This is a genomic window from Saccharopolyspora gloriosae, assembly GCF_014203325.1.
In the GTDB taxonomy this organism is placed as follows: Bacteria; Actinomycetota; Actinomycetes; order Mycobacteriales; family Pseudonocardiaceae; genus Saccharopolyspora_C; species Saccharopolyspora_C gloriosae.
In genome coordinates this window covers 595922-613480 of the sequence record NZ_JACHIV010000001.1, presented here as the reverse complement: position 1 = coordinate 613480, position 17559 = coordinate 595922, and the positions used below count along the sequence as shown (strand labels likewise).

The following is a 17559-nucleotide window of genomic DNA, read 5'->3' as shown; positions in this document are numbered from 1 at the left end:
GGGTTCGGCTTGACGTGGGGGTTGGGTCTAGAGCCTGCCCGGTTTGGGTGTGTGGCTGGGTTTGTGGAGTCCCGCTCGGCTTGGTGCGTGGCGTCGGATTTTAGAGCCTTCCCCGGTGGGCGTGTGGTTGCGGTGGTGCGTGGAAGGTCGGCTTTAGGGATTGCTTCCACGGCTCGTGTTGCTGGGGTGTCCGGGTAGCGGAACCTCAGCGTCCTTCTCGCTGCGGGATCTTTTTCCCGAGTGGCTCCGCCACGAGGGAAAAAGCTGTCCTCGCGAGAAGAACGCTGAGAACCCGCCGGTGGTCGGCTTCTTGACGTGGGCTATTCGCTGCGCGAATACAGGCACGGCCTTCGGCCGCGAGGCAGGCTGGCTTCGCCGCCCACGGCACGGCCTTCGGCCGCACGGCGGGCATTTGGCCGCGAGGTATTGGGCCTGGGGTTAGGCCAGGACGTATTCGTGCCAGTTCATGCCGTGGGGGTTCCAGCCGAGGCCTCGGCCTTCCTTGGCGGCTCGCAGTGCTTGCATGGTGTGCGGCCAGCGGCGGATCACGTTGGCCACGGCTACGGGGGTCATCAGTTCGCTGGTGCGGCGGTGGTCGCCTGGGCCCAGGAACGCGATTCCGCCTGGCGTGGACAGGATGTCGGTGAGCGGCACCTGCCCGGACAGCGTGGTCTTCTCCACGCTGATCAGGGTGTTGGGGTGCAGGTCCGGTGGCCAGGTGCGCCGGTCGAGGTCGGCGGCGACGGGCTGGTCGCAGTTGCCGCAGCGGCACTCGAACTCACCGGCCCAGCCGTGCTTCGCCCAGGACCACACGACGCCGCCGCCCACGTCGAGGTCGGACAGCGCGGCCACGTGCGGCCAGGCCCCGACGACGGCGCTGAGCATGGTGCGCTTGGTGGGCCGGGTTTCACCTTCCGGTCCGCTGAACGACCAGGTGCCCGTGTCGTCGCGGTGCACCCGGACCAGCGGCGCCCGCAGCGACAGCACGTCGGTGTCGACGAGCACCTCGGCTTCGGGCGGCGTGTTGAGTTTCCACTCCGTGTTCTGCTCCATCCCGAGCATCGTCATGCGTCCGAACGGGCGACCACAAGATCCGCCACACGAAGGTGTGGATCTACGCCATGTCGCCAACCACAGAACCTCGACAGTGCATCGACCCCGCAACGAGGAGTCGCAGAGGCCCCCAAGGGGTCCGCGCAGAATGATCTTTTGGTCATTCTCCTGTCAGCGGCGAAGCCGCTGAGCAGTGACCAGCTTGAGCAAGGTCACCACCGGCGGGTTCTCAGCTGCTTCCTCGCGAGGACAGCATTTTTCCTCGTGGCGGAGCCACTTGGAAAAATGATCCCGCAGCGAGGAAGCAGCTGAGGTTCCGCCACCCGGCCCACTACGCAGGTCACCCGGAGAACCTCCCGGAGTCCGGAACGGAGTCGATCAGTTCGCGGAGTCCATCCGCGTCGAAGAGATCGGCCGGGCGCAGGGTGGTGTCGTGACGGACGTAGTGGAACGCCGCGCGGACCTTCTCCAGCGGCGCGCCGGCCAGTTCCGCCCAGGCGAGCCGGTAGGCGGCGAGCTGCACGGCGAGCGCGGGCACCTGGTCGTCGGCGGGCACCGCGCCGGTCTTCCAGTCCAGCACGGTCCAGCCGCCGTCGGCGTCGGCGAACACGGCGTCCATCCGGCCGCGCAGCACGATTCCCGCGACTTGGGTCTCGAACGGCACCTCCACCTTGTGCGGCACCCGGTCGGCCCAGGAGCCGCGGCGGAACGCGTCTTGCAGCCCGGTGAGGTCGTCCTGCGGCGGGGCGGTCTCGTCGGCGGAGCCGGGCAGTTCGTCCAGGTCGAGCAGCGCGCTGGAGGTGAAGCGGTGTTCGAGCCACGCGTGGAACGCGGTGCCGCGGCGGGCCATCGGGTTGGGCGGCATCGGCAGCGGGCGGCGCAGCCTGCGGGCGAGGGCTTCCGGGTCGGCGGCTAGTTCGACGAGGCGGCTCACCGAGAGGTGTCCGGGCAGCACGACGTGTTCGCGGCGCTGCGCCGCCGCTTCCCGTTCGGCGAGCAGCACGTCGACGTCGCGGGCCCAGCTCAGCTCGTCGTCTTCGGCGTCCACCGGCGGTTCCGACTCGTCGTCCGGGGAGTCCGCGTCGTCCGGCGGCGGACCGGGGTCGTCCTCCGGCGGCGGGGGCTCCTCGTCGTCCGGCGGTTCGTCCGGCGGCAGGTACTCCGCGTCGTCGGGTGGCGGCTCGGGCTGGTGACCCGGCGGCACGGGGGAATCGCCCTGCGGCGGAACGGAATCCGCCGCGCGCTCGACCCCGCCGGACTCCACAGTGGACCGTTCGGTTCGCGCCGCGACCATCGCGGCCCGCACCAGATCGGCACCGGCGGCCACCGCGCTGCGCCGCGGCCCCAGCGGATCCGCCGGCCACTCCACCGAGCGCAACGCGTCCGCGAGCGGGTTCTCCGCGTCGTCGGCCGGTTCCTCCACCCACCGGCCGATGTCGCCGGCGCCGGTCCCGCGCAGCACGTCCGCCAGCTCGGTGAGGAAGTCCGACGGGCCCTTCGGCTTCTTGCCGCCCTCCTGCCACCAGTGCCCGGACAGCAGCAGCACCCGTTCGGACCGGGTCAGCGCCACGTACAGCAGCCGCCGCTCCTCGGTGAGCCGCCGGTCCTCGAACTCGCCGTCGTGGCGCTTGAGCTCGTCGCTGATCTCCTTGCGGTCCATTCCGGTGAGCCGGTCCAGGTCGAGCGCGGGCAGGTCCTGGGAGTCACCGCGCATCGTCGCGGGCAGCTCGGTCACCGAGGTCAGCCACGACCCGGAGTGCCTGCGGCCGGGGAAGACCTGGTCCACCAGGTGCGGGACCGCGACGACCTCCCATTCGAGGCCCTTCGCGGCGTGCACGGTGAGCACCTGCACCCGGTCCTCGGCCACTTCGACCTCGCCCGGTTCCAGCCCGTCCTCGGCTCGTTCGGCGGCGGTGATGTAGTCCAGCAGCGCCGACAGCGGCGCGGAGGGGCTGGCGGTGGCGAAGTCGGTGACCACGTCCGCGAACGCGTCCAGGTGGATGCGTCCCGCCCCGGCCGGGCGGGCGAGGCTTTCGATGTCGAGCAGCAAGGTCCGCTCGACGTCGGCCACCAGCTCCGGCAGCGGCTGGTCCAGCCTGCGGCGCAGCTGCACCAATTCCTTGCCGAGCGACCGGATCCGCTCGTAGCCCGCCGCCGAGTAGGCCTCCGGCGGGCCGGGGTCGTCGAGCGCGTCGACCAGCCCGGCCTGTTCCGCGTGCTCCCCCGGCAGCACGTCGTCGACCGAGTCCGGACCGGTCTCCTCCGCGGCGGGCCCGAGCCGCCGAGCCCGGTCCCACAGCGCGGCGATGTCGGCGGCACCGAGGCGCCAGCGGGCACCGGTCAGCAACCGCATGGCGGCGGAACCGGCCAGCGGTTCCACCAGCACCCGCAACGCGCTCACCAGGTCGCGCACCTCGGGTTCGTCGAGCAGTCCGCCGAGGCCGACGACCTCCACCGGCAGCCCGCGTTCGCGCAGCGCGCCCGCCAAGCCCGCCATGTCGGAGCGGCGCCGCACCAGCACCGCCGACGTCGGCGGGGAGCCCTTCTCGTCGAGCACCGCGTGCCACTGCTCGGCGATCCGGTCGGCGACCCAGTCGCGCTCCACCCGCACGTCCTCGACGAGCGCGGCGCGGATGTCCCCGGCTCCCGCGCCGTCGCGGGCGCGCAGTTCGTCGACCTCCAGCCCGGCGGCGCGCAGCGGTTCGGAGGCGGCGTTGGCGAGGCTGAGCACCTCGGGCGGGTTGCGGAAGCTCGTCAGCAGGCCGTAGCGCCGCGCGGGTGCCGGTTCGCCGTCCTCGGCGCGGGGGAAGTCGGTGGTGAACCGCGGCAGGTTCGCCGCGCTCGCCCCGCGCCAGCCGTAGATGGCCTGCGCCGGGTCGCCGACGGCCGTGACGGGCAGCGGGTCGGCTCCCGCGGTCACCCCGCCGAACAGCGCCCGCAGCAGCACCCGCTGCGCGTGGCCGGTGTCCTGGTACTCGTCGAGCAGCACCGCGCCGTAGCGTTCCCGTTCGCCCGCGACGACTTCCGGGTGGTCGGTGGCCAGCAGCGCCGCCAGCGACATCTGGTCGGCGAAGTCCATCGCCGCCTCGCGCCGCTTCTGCTGCGCGTAGGTCTCCAGCAGCGGCAGCAGGGCGGCCCGCAACCGCTGCGCGGCGATGATCTTCGTGAGGTCCTGGGGGAGTTCGGCGCGCTGCCGCTTCGCCCGCGGCGCGTCCTCGATGGTCCGGCACAGCCGTTCGGCGTGCTCCCGCAGCTGATCCGGCCGCACCAGGTGCTCGGCCAGCTCACCGGCGAGCGACAGCAGGTACCCGGTGACGGTGGAGGGAACCTTCTCGGTGTCCAGGTCCTCCGTCCACGTCGACACGACGCGGTGCGCGAGCTGCCAGGACGCGGTCTGGGTGAGCAGCCGCGCGCCCGGCTCCACCGGGATTCGCAGCCCGTGCTCGCCGACCAGCCGGCCCGCGTAGGCGTGGTAGGTCAGCACTGTCGGCTCTTCGGCCAGCACCTGGTTGCGCAGGAGCCCGCTCGGGTCCACCTCGTCCAGCAGCCCGGACCCGGCGAGCCTGCGCAGCCGGGCCCGTACCCGGTCCGCGAGCTGCCGGGCGGCCTTGCGGGTGAACGTCAACCCGAGCACGTGCTCGGGGGTGACGAGCCGGTTCGCGACGAGCCACACCACGCGGGCCGCCATCGTCTCGGTCTTGCCCGCGCCCGCGCCCGCCACGACCAGCGCCGGTTCGGCGGGCGCCGCGATCACCGCGGCCTGCTCCGGAGTCGGCGGGTGCAGCCCCAGCCCCTGCGCGATGCGGTGCGGACTGATCCGTTCGGGCAAGCGTCGCTCCACTCCAGGCTGTTCCGGCAGGTCAGCGCCGGTTGTAGCACGCCGCCACGACCGGCCCGACCGGCGCCCGGCCCACTTCGCTCAGCGGCGCTTCTTCGACGGGGGGACGGGCTTGAGCTGGCGCTCGCACTCGCAGTTGCTGTCGTAGACGGCCTCGGCGGTGATCGTCGGGCCGTCGTTGAGCCCGGTCACGATCGTCTCGCCGCGACGCGACTCGGTCAGCCAGATCTCGGTCTCGTCGGTGAACCCGACCTCGTCCTCGGTCAACCCCATCGCCGCGCGCAAGGTGCCCGCGAGCCAGGCCGCGACCTCTTCCGGTGAGTGCATGACCTCGTCGGGATCGAGCATCCGCCGCTCCGCCGCGCTCAACGCGTGCGAGAGCGTGGAGCGTTCGACGTATCCGTGGTGGTGCAGGCCGTTCGAGTGCTGCGCCATGACTCCCCTTTCGATTCCGAACCCCCACCAAAGTAGCCGCACGCTGCGTCATCTTTCGAGAACCCGCCCTGAGCCGACCGCGAACATCACTCCGCGTTCGCCGGGTGGATGCCCGGCCGGGACCGCGGAGGGGTGCGGTCACCGGCCGGGCGCGGCTCGCCGCCAGGTCGGGGGGTCACGACGACGAACCGGGTCGCACCGCCTACCCGGGCAGGCGGAAATCCGCGGGGGCCACCACCGCCCGACCGCTTCGGTCCGGACGGTCCTCGCGCAGCGCGAGCTCGCGAACGCAAGGCATGCAAGGCATTCCGCTCACGACGACCTCAGCCCGATGCCCGTCGAGCTCCGCGCCGCACATCGCGAGGTAGACCGCCGAGGACGTCCACACGGCCATGTGCACGACGCGGCTCGTCTCCCCTGCTTCCCCGGTGCGGTACCGCACCGGGACGCGGATCGGACGCGGGGACGGAACTGCGGATTCGCTCATGCCGTCATGTTCGGCCCGAAGCCGAAGGGTTCGGGGAACGTTCGCAACCCCCGCGCGGTGGGGCACAGAACATGCCTCACCGAGAGTGCTAGACGATCACTCCCAGTCGTTGCGCCAGGTGGCGCGCTTCGGCGCGGATCATCCCGCCGCCTGAGGTGACCAGGTCACCGGCGATCTCCCTGGCCACCGGGTGGCACCGCATCGATTCCTCGCCTGCGCGCACCGCGCGCTGCAAGACGTGCAACGTCGCGGCGCGATCCTTGCGCTGGTGGTAAGCGCGAGCCGTTTCCAGCCACAACCGAGCTCGGCGGTCCACCGACGGCACCGATTCCGGGTCGACCTGTTCGGCGGCGTCGATCGCGCCGGCCGACCGGTGCAAGTCGACCTGGACGGATACCGAGGTCACCGCGCTGTTGGCACGGCCGAACAAGGTCCACGGGTGCGCGTAGTCGGCGGGCAGCCTCTTCGCCATCGCCTGGGCCTGGTCCAGCCTGCGCAGCGCGTCACCTTCGCGTCCCATCCGCGCGGCGGTGATCGAGCCGTGCAACCGGCACGCTCCCCACAACGCGCGAACCGAATCATCGGCCTCGTCCAGTCGAGGTTCCAGCAGCGCGGCCGCGTCGTCCACGAGTCGCACGGCGTCGTCCTCGCGCCCGGTCGCGCGCCACACGTTGCCCAGCACCCACGCGGATCCGGCCAGCGCGACGGGATCGTCCGCCAGTTCCGCCGAAGTCATGCACCTGTCGGCCGCCAGCCACAACAACGCCGAGTCGGACACCCAAGCGAGCACCTGCTCCGCGAGCGCGTACGCGGCGGACAAAGCGATGTGCGCTTCCCGCCGCTCGGCACCGTCGAGCACCCGGACCGCTCGGCGACCATCGCGGATGATCTGCGGCAGCACCGCGCCGACCGCTTTCCGCGGTGTCGCGGACGAATGCCACAAAGCCCAGGCGTCGGCGGTCCGGTCGAGCAACGCGGCCGGGGCCGGAGCCGACTCCGCCGACACGGTCAACGCCGTTTCTTCGATCGCCTCGCGCAGCGCGGGAACGGCATCGTGCGAGCAGCGTTCCGTCGAACCGGTCGTCGTGGCACTTCCGGTGAGCTCGGAGACGTCGCGCACGCCCAACGCTCCCGCGAGCTCGACGAGCTTCTCCCAGCGCGGCGTGTGCAGTCGGCCCTTCTCCACGGCTTTGAGCCATTCCGCCGACCTGCCGACCAGACCCGCCACGACAGGGCGGGATTTGCCGCGCCGCTCCCGGATGATCTGGATGCGTTCGCCGATGGTCTTGCCTGCGAGCTCGTCGGTCATAGCGACCACCTCTTCGCGATCGACCCGCGCACGGCTGATCGAGCCGTCGCCCTGGATCACAGGTTAGCGAGCCGATCGTGACGCAGGCCATACCGCCCGTCACTGGCCGACTTGGCGGCCTTCCGGGTGGATGGGGCAGGACGGGCGGGCCGGGCAGCGGGGGCAGTCGGAGTTCTCGGCGGCGACGTAGGCCGGGCCGACGCTGGAGGCCGCCGCGTCGTGCACCACGTCCAGCCACACCCGCAGCCGGTCCTCGTCGAGGCCGTCCTGCGCCCGCTCGGTCCACGGCCCCTGCCGGGAGGACTTCGCCACGTACAGCAGCCGCGCCCCGCCGGGCTCGGTGAGCGCGTCCGGCGCGGCTTCGCCGCCCTGGAACGCGCCGAGCGCGGCGGCGAGCTGGTAGACCGCCAGCTGCGGGTGCTCCTGCGCGTCGTCGGCGCTCACCGCGGACTTGCTCGTCTTGACGTCCACGACGACGGGCCTGCCGTCGCCGTCGGCTTCCAGCCGGTCCACCCGGCCGCGCAACCGCAGCTTCGGACCGCCTTCGCGGCTCGGCACCTCCAGGTCCAGGTCCCGCTCCACGCCGAGCTGCGTCAGCTCGGCGCGGGAGCTCTCCAGCCAGCCGACGAACGCGTCGAGCATGCCTTCCACCCGGCGCCGCTCGTGGCGGGAGAACCACGGCGCTCCGGCGTCGACGGACTTCCACGCCTGGTCCAGCGCTTCCCGCAACTGCTCGCGGTCGGCGCCTTCGGCGGCCTTCTCGACGAGGGCGTGCACGAGGGTTCCGGTGACGGAGGCGAGTTCGGCGGCGTCCTCGCCGCCGTGGCGCTGCACCATCCACCGCAGCGGGCACTTGCTCAACACGTCCACAGTGGAGGGTGAGACCTTGACGGCTTCGTCCTGCTCCACCAGCGGAGCCGCCGTGGAGCTCTCCGGCAGGCCGTACCAGCCGTCCGGGTCCGCGCCGGGAACTCCGGCGACCGCGAGCCGCGCGAGCTGCTCGGCGGCCCGCTCCCGGCGACCCGGTTTGGCCTCGCCGTCGCAGACCACCCGGCGCAGCTCCGCGACGAGTTCACCCAGCACCAGGCCGCGTTCCGGGCGCAGCAACGGCCGCTGCTGCTCCACGTCGGTGCTGATCCCCTCCAGCTCGTCGAGGAACCGGGACGGCTGCTCGTCCTCCCCGCGCACCGCGCTCACCAGCAGCGACCGCCGCGCGCGACCGGCGGCGACCAGCAGCAGGCGTCGCTCCTCCGCCAGCAGCGGCGCGGTGGCCGACACCCGCTCCTGCTCGTCCACGCCGGAGAGCACGTCCACCAAGCGCCCGGTGTGCAGCAGCGAACCGCGCAGCCGCAGGTCGGGCCACGTGCCCTCCTGCACGCCGGGGATCGCCACGACCTCCCACTCCCGGCCCGCCGAGGCGTGCGCCGTCAGCACCGACACCGCGTCCCCGGCCGGAGCGGTCGGGGCCAGGCTGCTGCCGGTGATGCGCTGCTTGCGCAGCTCGTCGACGAAACCGACGACGTCCGAACCGGGCTTGCGGTCCGCGTACTGCGCGGCGGCGTCGAACAGCGCGACCACCGCGTCCAGGTCCCGATCGGCCTGCGCCCCGGCGATGCCGCCGCGTTCGGACGCCGACACCCAGCGCTGCTCCAGGCCGCTGGCCTTCCACACCCGCCACAACGCCTCTTCGACGCCCTTGCCGATCACCTCGGTGGCGGTGGACAGCAGCGCCGCGAGCCTGCGGGCCGGTCGGGCGGCGGCGTCCTCCAGGCCCGCGAGCCGGTCGCCGTCGCGCAGCACCTCCACCAGCAGCTCGCCGCTGGACTTCTGCTCCCCGGTGGCCTTCTGCAATCGCAGCAGCCCGCGGCGCAACCGCCGCAGCGCCAACGGATCGGCGCCGCCGAGCGAGGAGGACAGCAACGCCTCCGCCGCGTCCGGATCCAGCGCCGGGGGGCTCGCCGCGCAGTGCAGCAGCGTCAGCAGCGGGCGGATCGCGGTGCGGTGCGCCAGCGGCACGTCGTCCACCGGCAGCACCAGCGGCACGCCCGCCGCGAGCAGCGCGCGGCGCAGCACCGGCAGCGACTGGCCGGTGGAGCGCACGATCACCGCCATGTCCGACCACGGCACCTCGTCCAGCAGGTGCGCGCGGCGCAGCTGGTCGGCCACCCACGCCGCCTCCTGCGCCTGGGTGCCGAGCAACCGCACCTGCACCGATCCGCCCTCGCCGTCCGGCGGCCGCAGCGCGCGCTGCGGCCCGGCGCCCGGCAGGCCCTGGATCAGCCTGCCGACGGCGGTGTGCACCGCGGGCGACATGCGACGGCCGGTGGTGAGCACCTCCGTGCGGTCCGGTTCGGCGCCGGTCAGGGCGCTCGGATCGGCACCGCGGAAGGAGAACACCGCCTGGTCCGGGTCCCCGGCCAGCAGGAACTCGTGCGCCGACTCGCCGAGCCTGCGGATCAGCTCGAACTGCTGCGGGTCCAGGTGCTGCGCGTCGTCGACCAGCAGGTAGCGCACCCGGTCGCGTTCCGCGGCCAGCAGCTCCGGGTCGGTGTCGAAGGCCAGCAGGGCTTGGGCGACCAGTTCCGCCGCGTCCAGCTCCGCGCCGCCGTGCCCGCCGCCGCGCAGCAGGGTGACCTGCTCGTACTGCTCTCCGAATCCGCCCGCGGCCACCCATTCCGGGCGGCCGTGCTGCTGCCCCAGCTCGATCAGCGTGCGCGGTCCGGCGCCGCGTTCGGCCACGCGCAGCAGCAGATCGCGCAGCTCACCCGCGAACGCCTCCACCGGCAGCGCGGCGCGCAGCGAGTCCGGCCAGTCCGGCGCGCCGTTGTCCAGGTCGCCTTCGAGCAGTTCGCGGACCAGTGCGTCCTGGTCCGGCCCGGTGAGCATCCGAGGTGGCGGCGCCTCCGTCAGCACCGCCTGCAGCCGCAGCACCGCGAACGCGTAGGAGTGCACGGTGCGCACCAACGGTTCCTGCGCGGTGCGCAGCCCGTCGCCGGAGGTGAGCCGCCGGGTGATCTGCGCCCGCATCCGGGTCGCCGCGGCCCGGCCGGAGGTCAGCACCAGCACGTTCTCCGGCGGGACGCCGTGGCGCAGTATCCGGTCGGCGGCGACCTCGGCCACCAAGGTCGTCTTCCCGCTGCCGGGTCCGCCGAGGACGCGCAGGAAACCGCCGCCGCCGGCGTCGAGCACCCGCCGGGCGGGCTCGTCCCAGTCCAGCCGTCGTTCGCCGCCGGGCCGGCGGACGAGCACCGGCGCCGCGCGGCGCGGGGCCGACTCGCGGCGAGCCGGCTCGCGGGGAGAGGTCCTGTTCGGGGCGGGCACGGCCACGATGGAATCACGCCGCACCGACACCGATCGCGCAGGCCGGGCCGAGCGAGCCGGAATAACGGTAATTTCCCACGCCGTTCACATTCTGCTGTGAACGCGGCGCAAAAACTCCTCTGTGGACTCCACAATTCGCTGGCCAGGGCTGATACAGAAAGCGACAGAGAAAACACGCCAAGACCCCAGAGGGAGCACGCCGATGTTCCTTTTGGTGGTACGAACCAATTTCAGGTTCTGGGAAAGTCCCGCTGAGCCACGAATCCCCGCCGTGGCGAACAAGATCCCCGAAGGAGGACCAGTGGGCAAGCTCCGCAAGAACATGCTCACCCTGGCCGGTACCGGTGTCGCCGTCGCGTGTGCGGCCACCCTGACCGCCGTTCCCGCGCTGAGCGCCAAGCAGGACGTCGCGCCCCAGGCCGAGAGCCCCGTCGCGGCCTCGCCCTACCTCTACAACGGCTGGGGCAACCCGCCGGCGCCGTCCGAGGTGCAGGGCGCGACCGGCATCAAGGACTTCACGCTCGCGTTCATCAACGCCGACGGCAGCTGCAACCCCGCCTGGGACGGCACCCGTCCGCTCGACGGCCAGGACAAGGCAACCATCGACGAGATCCGCGCCGGCGGCGGCGACGTGATCCCCTCGATCGGCGGCTGGAGCGGCAACAAGCTCGGCGAGGTCTGCACCGACGCGCAGTCCCTCGCGGGCGCCTACCAGAAGGTGATCGACGCCTACGGCCTCAAGGCCATCGACATCGACATCGAATCCACCGAGGTCGAGACCCCCGCCTCCCGGGACCGCGTGATCGAAGCGCTGAAGATCACGAAGGAGGCCAACCCCGGCCTCAAGACCGTCGTCACGTTCGGCACCACCACCACCGGGCCGAACGAGAACGGCAAGGCCATGATCGCCAAGGCCGCCGAGATCGGCGCCGACATCGACGTGTGGACGCAGATGCCGTTCGACTTCAACGGCACCGACATGGCGCAGGACACGATCACCACGACCGACGCGCTGAAGGAACAGGTCAAGACGGCCTTCGGCTACGACGACGCGGCGGCCTACGCGCACGTCGGCATCTCGTCGATGAACGGCAACACCGACCAGCCCGCCGAGCACGTCGACGTGGCCGCGTTCCAGAAGATGGCCGACTACGCCAAGGAGAAGGGCCTCGGCCGGTTCACCTTCTGGTCGGTCAACCGCGACCGGCCCTGCGACGGCAGCGGCGACGTCAGCAGCTGCAGCGGCGCCGAGCAGCAGCCGTGGGAGTTCTCCTCGATCGTTGCCGGGTTTGCTGGCTGATTGTCGGGCTCGTTCTGCTTTGGTGTCCGGGTAGCGGAACCTCAGTGAGCCTCTCGCTGCGGGATCTTTTTCCCAAGTGGCTCCGCCACGAGGGAAAAAGCCGTCCTCGCGAGAGGCTCACTGAGAACCCGCCGGTGAGGGCTTTTCGACGTGGGCTATGTGCTTCGCACATACAGGCACGGCTTCGCCTCCAGGCAGACTTCGCTTCGCTCGTCCGAGGCACGGCTTCGCCGCGAGGCACGGCCTTCGGCCGCGAGGCAGGCTGGCTTCGCCGCCCAAGGCACGGCTACGCCGCAAGGTGCTTTCGGGGTGGGCGGACAGGCTTCGCCGGTCGGGCGTTGACAAGAGAATGAAGGTGCGAGGGCTGTCGCCCTCGAACTCCACGCTCCATTGCGCCGTGCGTCCCAGTTTCCGTTGGGGCGTACGGCGCAATGCTGATCCGCCGTTCCACCAGTTGATCTTGGCGTGCTAAAATCCCTGCGGTTTCATGCGGGAAAAGCGAATCGGGGGGACCGGGACGCGAGCGTCCGATCGCCACACCCCGCAAACCCGTCTCCCTCAGCACGACACCTCGCCCGACGGCGTGGTGCTTCGCATGCCGCCGAGACCGCCGCGACGCGCTCCGTCGCGCGCACCGGCACACACGGGTGGGACGTAGTGCAGAAGCTCGATGACTGGCGCAAAGGCCGCCGCAGCATCCGCGATCGCCTCTACGGCGTGGTCCTGATACCCGGCATCGCGCTGCTGGTGCTCTGGTCGATCATCAGCGGGATCACCCTCTACAACGGGTTCCACCTGCGGGGCATCGCCTCCGGCGTGCGCGACGTGTCGCTGCCCGCGATGCGGGTGCTGGCCTCCGCGCAGAAGGAACGCACGCTGAGCCTGCTGCAGGCCGCGGCCCCCGATTCCGCCGGCGAACGGCTCGGCAAGCAGCGCGAGGCGACCGACCGGGCGCTGACCGCGATGCGCGACGCCGCGGACCCGACGCTGCAGCAGGCGCCGGACGAGGTCGCCGCCCGGATGCGCGCGCTCAACCGGGTCATCGCGGAACTGCCCGTGATGCGGGCCCGCGTGGACGGCATGCAGGCCGATCGGGCCCAGATCCACGGCTACTACAACGGTTTCGTCGACGCGGGCTCCGCGCTGTTCGAATCGCAGGCCCGGCTGTTCCCGGACTCCGCGGTCACCCAGGGCGGACTGCGCGCCGACGCGTTCTTCACCGCCGCGGACCGGATGGCGCGAGCCGCGTCGCTCGCTTCCGACGGGCTGCGCACCGGCACCTTCACGCCCGCCGACCACCGGGCGTTCGCGCACCTGACCGGCGCCTACCACCTGGAGCTGGAGTCCAGCGCCGCGTCCGCCCCGCCCGACGTGCGGGCGCGGTACACCAAGATCATCTCAACGCCGCACTTCCGGCACCTCACCGAGCTGGAGGACCAGATCGTCGAGCTCGGGCCGTGGAGCCCGGACGACGACGCACCGGCCATCGACGCGACCGATTGGCTCACCACCAGCGACCTCGTCACCGACGACCTCACCACGCTGGCCTCCACGCAGGCGCAGCGCACCGCCGCCGCCGGGCTGGAAGCGGGCGACCGCAACCTGATCCAGGTCGCGATCGGCAGCGTCGTCGCGCTGCTGATCGTGCTGCTCGCGATCCTCGTCGCGCTGCGGGTGTCCCGCGGCCTGTCCCGGCGGCTCAACGGGCTCCGCGACGACACCCTGCTGCTCGCCGGCGGGCAGCTGCCGGAGATCGTGGCCCGGTTGCGCCGCGGCGAGCGCGTCGACATCGACCGCGAGGTCGCGCACCTCGACTACGGCCGCGACGAGATCGGCCAGGTCGCCGAGGCCTTCAACACCGCCCAGCGCACCGCGGTGTCCGCTGCCGTGCAGGAAGCGCAGGCCCGCGAGGGCGTGCACACCGTCTTCCTCGGCATCGCCGGACGCAGCCAGGCCCTGGTGCACCGGCTGCTGACCATGATCGACCGCCTGGAGCGCGAGGAGCAGGACCCGGACCGGATGGCCCTGCTGTTCGGCCTCGACCACCTCGCCACCCGCGCCCGCCGCAACGCCGAGAACCTGATCATCCTCGGCGGCGGGCAGCCGGGCCGCCGGTGGTCGCGCCCCATCGAGCTCGCCGACGTGCTGCGCAGCGCGGTCGCCGAGACGAAGCACTACGCGCGGGTGCGCGTGCAGCGACCGCCGGATCTGGCGCTGCACGGCGACGCGGTCGCCGACACGGTGCACCTGCTGGCGGAGCTGCTGGACAACGCGACGTCCTTCTCCCCGCCCGAATCGCGGGTGAACGTGCACAGCCACACCGTCGCCCGCGGCGTGGTGATCGAAGTCGAGGACCGCGGCCTCGGCATCGCCGACACCGACCGGGAAGCGGCGAACGCGATGCTGGCGGGCCCGCCGGAGTTCGACGCGATGGCGCTGCGCTCGGACAGCAGGCTCGGTTTGTTCGTGGTGGCGCGGCTCGCCGACCGCCACGGCATCGGAGTGGAGCTGCGCACCTCCGCCTACGGCGGTACCCGGGCGACGGTGCTGGTGCCCGCGAAGCTGATCGTGGAGCCCATCGAGCCCGATCCCGGCGAGGCGCACACCTCCCAGCTCCCGAGGGTGCGGTCGGCCTCCGGGGACGACCCGCGGCACGAGCCGGACGAGACGGCGACCGCCGATGCCGCGGCCGAATCCGTCGACCTCGCGGACGTCGCCGACGAGCCGGTGGAGGCGGATCGCGCCGCGTTCGACCCGTTCACGTCGGCGAACGACGAGCACGGGAGTTCCCCCGCCACCGGCGAGACGGACTCCGACGAGACGACCACCGACGACGCGGACTCCGCTGCGGTGTCCGACGTTCCCGCCACGCCGAGCACGTCGAGCATCGAGACCACGGACCCGGAACTCGAAGCGATCGGCTCCGACGAGCCCGCTCCGGACGTCCCCGAGCCGGAATCCGGTGCCGCGGACGGAGAACTCACCACCGACGACCACTCCTGGCCGCCCGACACGGAGGATTCGGACCCAACGGACGCCGCGGCCGAGGACGCGGACTCCGAGCCGGTTCGGACGCCACCCGAGCGTTCAGCCGACGTCACCGCTTCGGGCGACGACTCGTCGGCGGAGCGCGGCTACCGTTCGGACGGAGGGGAACCGATCGAGCCCGGAATTCAGCACGAATCCGCGCTCGACGCGGCATGGCCGACCGAGGATCCCGCCGGGAACGCGGACCAGGTCACCTGGCCTGCGGACGCGGATCCGGCGACCACCGATCCCACCGGCCACCGGCCGATCACGAACACCGACACCGCGTCGCCCGGCAATGGCGACGCGACCACGAACGACAGCACCGACGACAGCACGAACGGCCCGGACGGCGATCCGGGGTCGGAACCCGAGGAAGCCGCGGTTCCGCTCCCCCGCCGCCGCAAGCAGGCCAACCTCGCGCCGGAGCTCGCCCGCGAGCAATCGGACGAGGACGAACGGCGGGCGGAATCCGGATCCCGCTCCGCCGCGGAGATCCGGGCGTTGATGTCGGCCATCCAGCGGGGTACCGACCGGGGCCGCAGGCCCGCCGACCCGGACGCGAGCACGACCGACGAGTGAAGGGGATGCGCAGTGCGGCACACGAGCACCACGACCGAATTCGAGCTCGGCCGGTTGCTGGGTGATCTGGTCGACCGCGTCGCGGGGGCCCGCCACGCGGTCGTGCTGTCCACCGACGGCCTGGTGGTCGAGTGCTCGCCCGAACTGTCCACAGTGGACGCCGAGGCGCTGGCGGCGACGGCCTCCGCGCTGCACGGCCTCGCCCGCGGCACCGGGCACCGCTTCGGCGGCGGCTCCATCCGGCAGACCGTGGTGGAGATGGACCACGCGTTCCTGTTCGTCACGGCCGCCGACAACGGCTCCTGCCTGGCGCTGCTCGGCGAGGAGCACGCCGACGTCGGGCTCATCGCCTACGAGATCAACCTGTTCGTCCAGCAGGCGGGGCGGGCCATCGAGGCCGCACCCCGCTCCCGGCTGACCCCGACGGCGACGTGACCTCCCGGCGGGCGGCGACCGGGGGCTGGCGCGACGGCGCGGCCGGTCCGCTGGTGCGGCCGTACGCGATGACGCGCGGCCGCACCCACGCCGCAGCCGCCGAGCTGGACCGCGCCACCCTCGTCGTGGCCGCGCCGGAACCCGCCGCCCCGGACGAGTGGGACGCCGACCGCGAACGCATCCTGCTGCTGTGCGCGCAGCCGAGGTCGGTCGAGGATCTGGCCGCGGCGTTGGAGATCCCGCTGGTGGTGGCGAAGGTCCTCGTGTCCGACCTGCTCGACAGCGGTGATCTCAGCGTGCCGCTCACGCCGCTGCGCGAACCCGACTACGACCTGCTGCAGGCAGTGCTCGATGGCATCCGCCGCTTGTAATAGCGGTTCGTCCGGCTCCCACCGGTGACGTCGGCCGTTCTGGAACACTGCACCCGTGGACGAGGAAACGCTGGAACGGGTTCGAGCCGTGGTCGCCGCCATCCCGCCCGGTTCCGTGCTCTCCTACGGCGACGTCGCGGAGCTCGCGGGGCTGCGGTCGGCGCGGCTCGTCGGCCGGATCCTCGCGGAGGACGGCGCGGACATCTCGTGGCACCGGGTGCTGCGCTCCGACGGCACCATCGCCGAGCACCTGCGGCAGCGCCAGCTCGAACTGCTCCGCGGCGAGGGCGTCCTCGCCGACGGAGCCCGCATCAACATGCGCCGCTACCGCTGGTCCGGCCCCTGATCCGCACACCCCGCGCAGACCCGCGATTTCTCGCGAAATCGAACGCTCCGGCGTGTCGGACACCCCCTGTGGACAACCCGTCTCGGCTGATCAGAGAGGTCGTTCCCGGCTCGGAACACGGGGTTCATCTCGGTCGGGTGGTTCGACTTCTCGCGAAATTGCAGGAGTCGTCCACACCGTGACGGTTCGCTCGGGGTCAGGGGCGGAAGGTCGGGAGTTCGTCGGCGACCAGCTTGACCAGCGCGGCCGTGCGGGCTCGCTCCGGCATCGCGTGCGGGAGCCCGGCTCGGGCGATGGGGGCCGCGGTGACCGGGCCGACGCAGGCGATGAACACGCCGCGCAGCGCCGCGAGCAGCGCCGGGCCGCGGCCGGTCCGCTCCGCGCGGGCCAAGAAGTTCGTCGCGGCCGGCGCGCTGGTCAGCGGCAGCGCGTGCACTTCGCCCGCGATGACCTCGTCGATCAGCCGGTCCAGCGCGGGCAGGTCCACGGGGTCCGTCCAGCGGTACACCACGATCGGCAGCACTTCGGCGCCCGCCGCGCGCAACCGCTCCCGGAAGTCCGTCATCGGATCACCGTGCAGCTGCACGACGACCCGTTCGCCCGCGACGCCGGTCTCCAGCAGCCGGGCGAGGATGTCGGCGACCTCCTCCGTCGGCGCGGTGAACGACTCGCGCAACCCCGCACCGCGGATCGCTCCGCGCGCTTTCGCTCCCCGCGCGAGCAGTTCCGCCCGGCCCAGGTGTTCCAGCAGCCGCTCCCCCGAGCCCTGGGCCTGCACCGATTCGAGCCAACCGCGGAACCCGGTGCCGGTCACCGCGACCACGTGCTGCACGGGCCGCTCCAGCACCGCTTCGGTCGCCGCGGTCAGCTCGCCGTCGTCGTGGACGGGGACCGTGTGCATCGCCGGGGCGTAGCGCACCGCCGCGCCGCGCCGCTCCAGCAGCGCGCCCAGCTCACCCGCCTTGCGCTCGGCGGTGATCCCCGCGGTGAACCCGCGCAGCGGTCCGGTGTCGTCGACGGTCTCTGCCACCCGCCCATCGTCACACCCCCACGGC

12 protein-coding genes are annotated in these 17559 nt (G+C 72.3%); 5 read left to right on the top strand and 7 right to left on the bottom strand.

What is annotated here, in order from left to right; genetic code table 11:
• Positions 1–438: 438 nt before the first annotated feature.
• From BJ969_RS02925 to BJ969_RS02900, 6 genes are all read right to left on the bottom strand, one after another.
• Positions 439–1053, bottom strand: coding sequence for a hypothetical protein (locus BJ969_RS02925; protein WP_246456665.1), 615 nt, complete (start codon positions 1051–1053; stop codon positions 439–441).
• 340 nt (positions 1054–1393) lie between these two features.
• The gene (locus BJ969_RS02920) at positions 1394–4882 is read right to left on the bottom strand and encodes an ATP-dependent helicase (protein ID WP_221315691.1); all 3489 of its coding nucleotides are present in this window, start codon (positions 4880–4882) and stop codon (positions 1394–1396) included.
• Positions 4883–4972: 90 nt separating this feature from the next.
• A complete protein-coding gene (locus BJ969_RS02915) occupies positions 4973–5326 on the bottom strand; it encodes a hypothetical protein (RefSeq protein ID WP_184477052.1) in 354 nt (117 codons plus the stop codon).
• A gap of 202 nt (positions 5327–5528) precedes the next feature.
• Complete coding sequence (locus tag BJ969_RS02910; RefSeq protein ID WP_184477050.1) at positions 5529–5813, bottom strand: hypothetical protein; 285 nt, start codon at positions 5811–5813, stop codon at positions 5529–5531.
• An 88-nt stretch (positions 5814–5901) separates the two neighbouring features.
• On the bottom strand, positions 5902–7122 hold the full coding sequence (locus tag BJ969_RS02905; protein ID WP_184477048.1) for a helix-turn-helix domain-containing protein: 1221 nt from the start codon (positions 7120–7122) through the stop codon (positions 5902–5904).
• Positions 7123–7221: 99 nt separating this feature from the next.
• Positions 7222–10371 (bottom strand): PD-(D/E)XK nuclease family protein, encoded by a 3150-nt coding sequence (locus BJ969_RS02900; protein WP_184484704.1) that lies wholly within the window; start codon positions 10369–10371, stop codon positions 7222–7224.
• A gap of 373 nt (positions 10372–10744) precedes the next feature.
• Between BJ969_RS02900 and BJ969_RS02895 the strand changes: the two genes are divergently transcribed.
• From BJ969_RS02895 to BJ969_RS02875, 5 genes are all read left to right on the top strand, one after another.
• Positions 10745–11743, top strand: coding sequence for a glycoside hydrolase family 18 protein (locus BJ969_RS02895; RefSeq protein ID WP_184477046.1), 999 nt, complete (start codon positions 10745–10747; stop codon positions 11741–11743).
• 657 nt (positions 11744–12400) lie between these two features.
• Entirely contained in the window at positions 12401–15352 is a 2952-nt protein-coding gene (locus BJ969_RS02890; RefSeq protein ID WP_184477043.1) for a nitrate- and nitrite sensing domain-containing protein, read from the top strand.
• Positions 15353–15364: 12 nt separating this feature from the next.
• A complete protein-coding gene (locus BJ969_RS02885) occupies positions 15365–15787 on the top strand; it encodes a roadblock/LC7 domain-containing protein (RefSeq protein WP_184477041.1) in 423 nt (140 codons plus the stop codon).
• Positions 15784–16158 carry a DUF742 domain-containing protein gene (locus BJ969_RS02880; RefSeq protein ID WP_343071190.1) on the top strand — a complete coding sequence of 125 codons (375 nt, stop codon included), beginning with the start codon at positions 15784–15786 and terminating at the stop codon, positions 16156–16158. Before BJ969_RS02885 ends, BJ969_RS02880 begins: the two co-directional genes overlap by 4 nt.
• Before the next feature lie 55 nt (positions 16159–16213).
• Positions 16214–16504 (top strand): MGMT family protein, encoded by a 291-nt coding sequence (locus tag BJ969_RS02875; RefSeq protein ID WP_184477039.1) that lies wholly within the window; start codon positions 16214–16216, stop codon positions 16502–16504.
• A gap of 196 nt (positions 16505–16700) precedes the next feature.
• On the opposite strand, the gene BJ969_RS02870 is transcribed toward BJ969_RS02875, so the two are convergent.
• On the bottom strand, positions 16701–17534 hold the full coding sequence (locus BJ969_RS02870; RefSeq protein ID WP_184477037.1) for a uroporphyrinogen-III synthase: 834 nt from the start codon (positions 17532–17534) through the stop codon (positions 16701–16703).
• Positions 17535–17559: the final 25 nt, after the last annotated feature.

Excerpts from the sequence above, each read along its gene's own strand:
- BJ969_RS02925 (WP_246456665.1), bottom strand. The coding sequence starts at position 1,053 with ATGGAGCAGAACACGGAGTGGAAACTCAACACGCCGCCCGAAGCCGAG.
- BJ969_RS02915 (WP_184477052.1), bottom strand. The coding sequence starts at position 5,326 with ATGGCGCAGCACTCGAACGGCCTGCACCACCACGGATACGTCGAACGC.
- BJ969_RS02910 (WP_184477050.1), bottom strand. The coding sequence starts at position 5,813 with ATGAGCGAATCCGCAGTTCCGTCCCCGCGTCCGATCCGCGTCCCGGTG.
- BJ969_RS02905 (WP_184477048.1), bottom strand. The coding sequence starts at position 7,122 with ATGACCGACGAGCTCGCAGGCAAGACCATCGGCGAACGCATCCAGATC.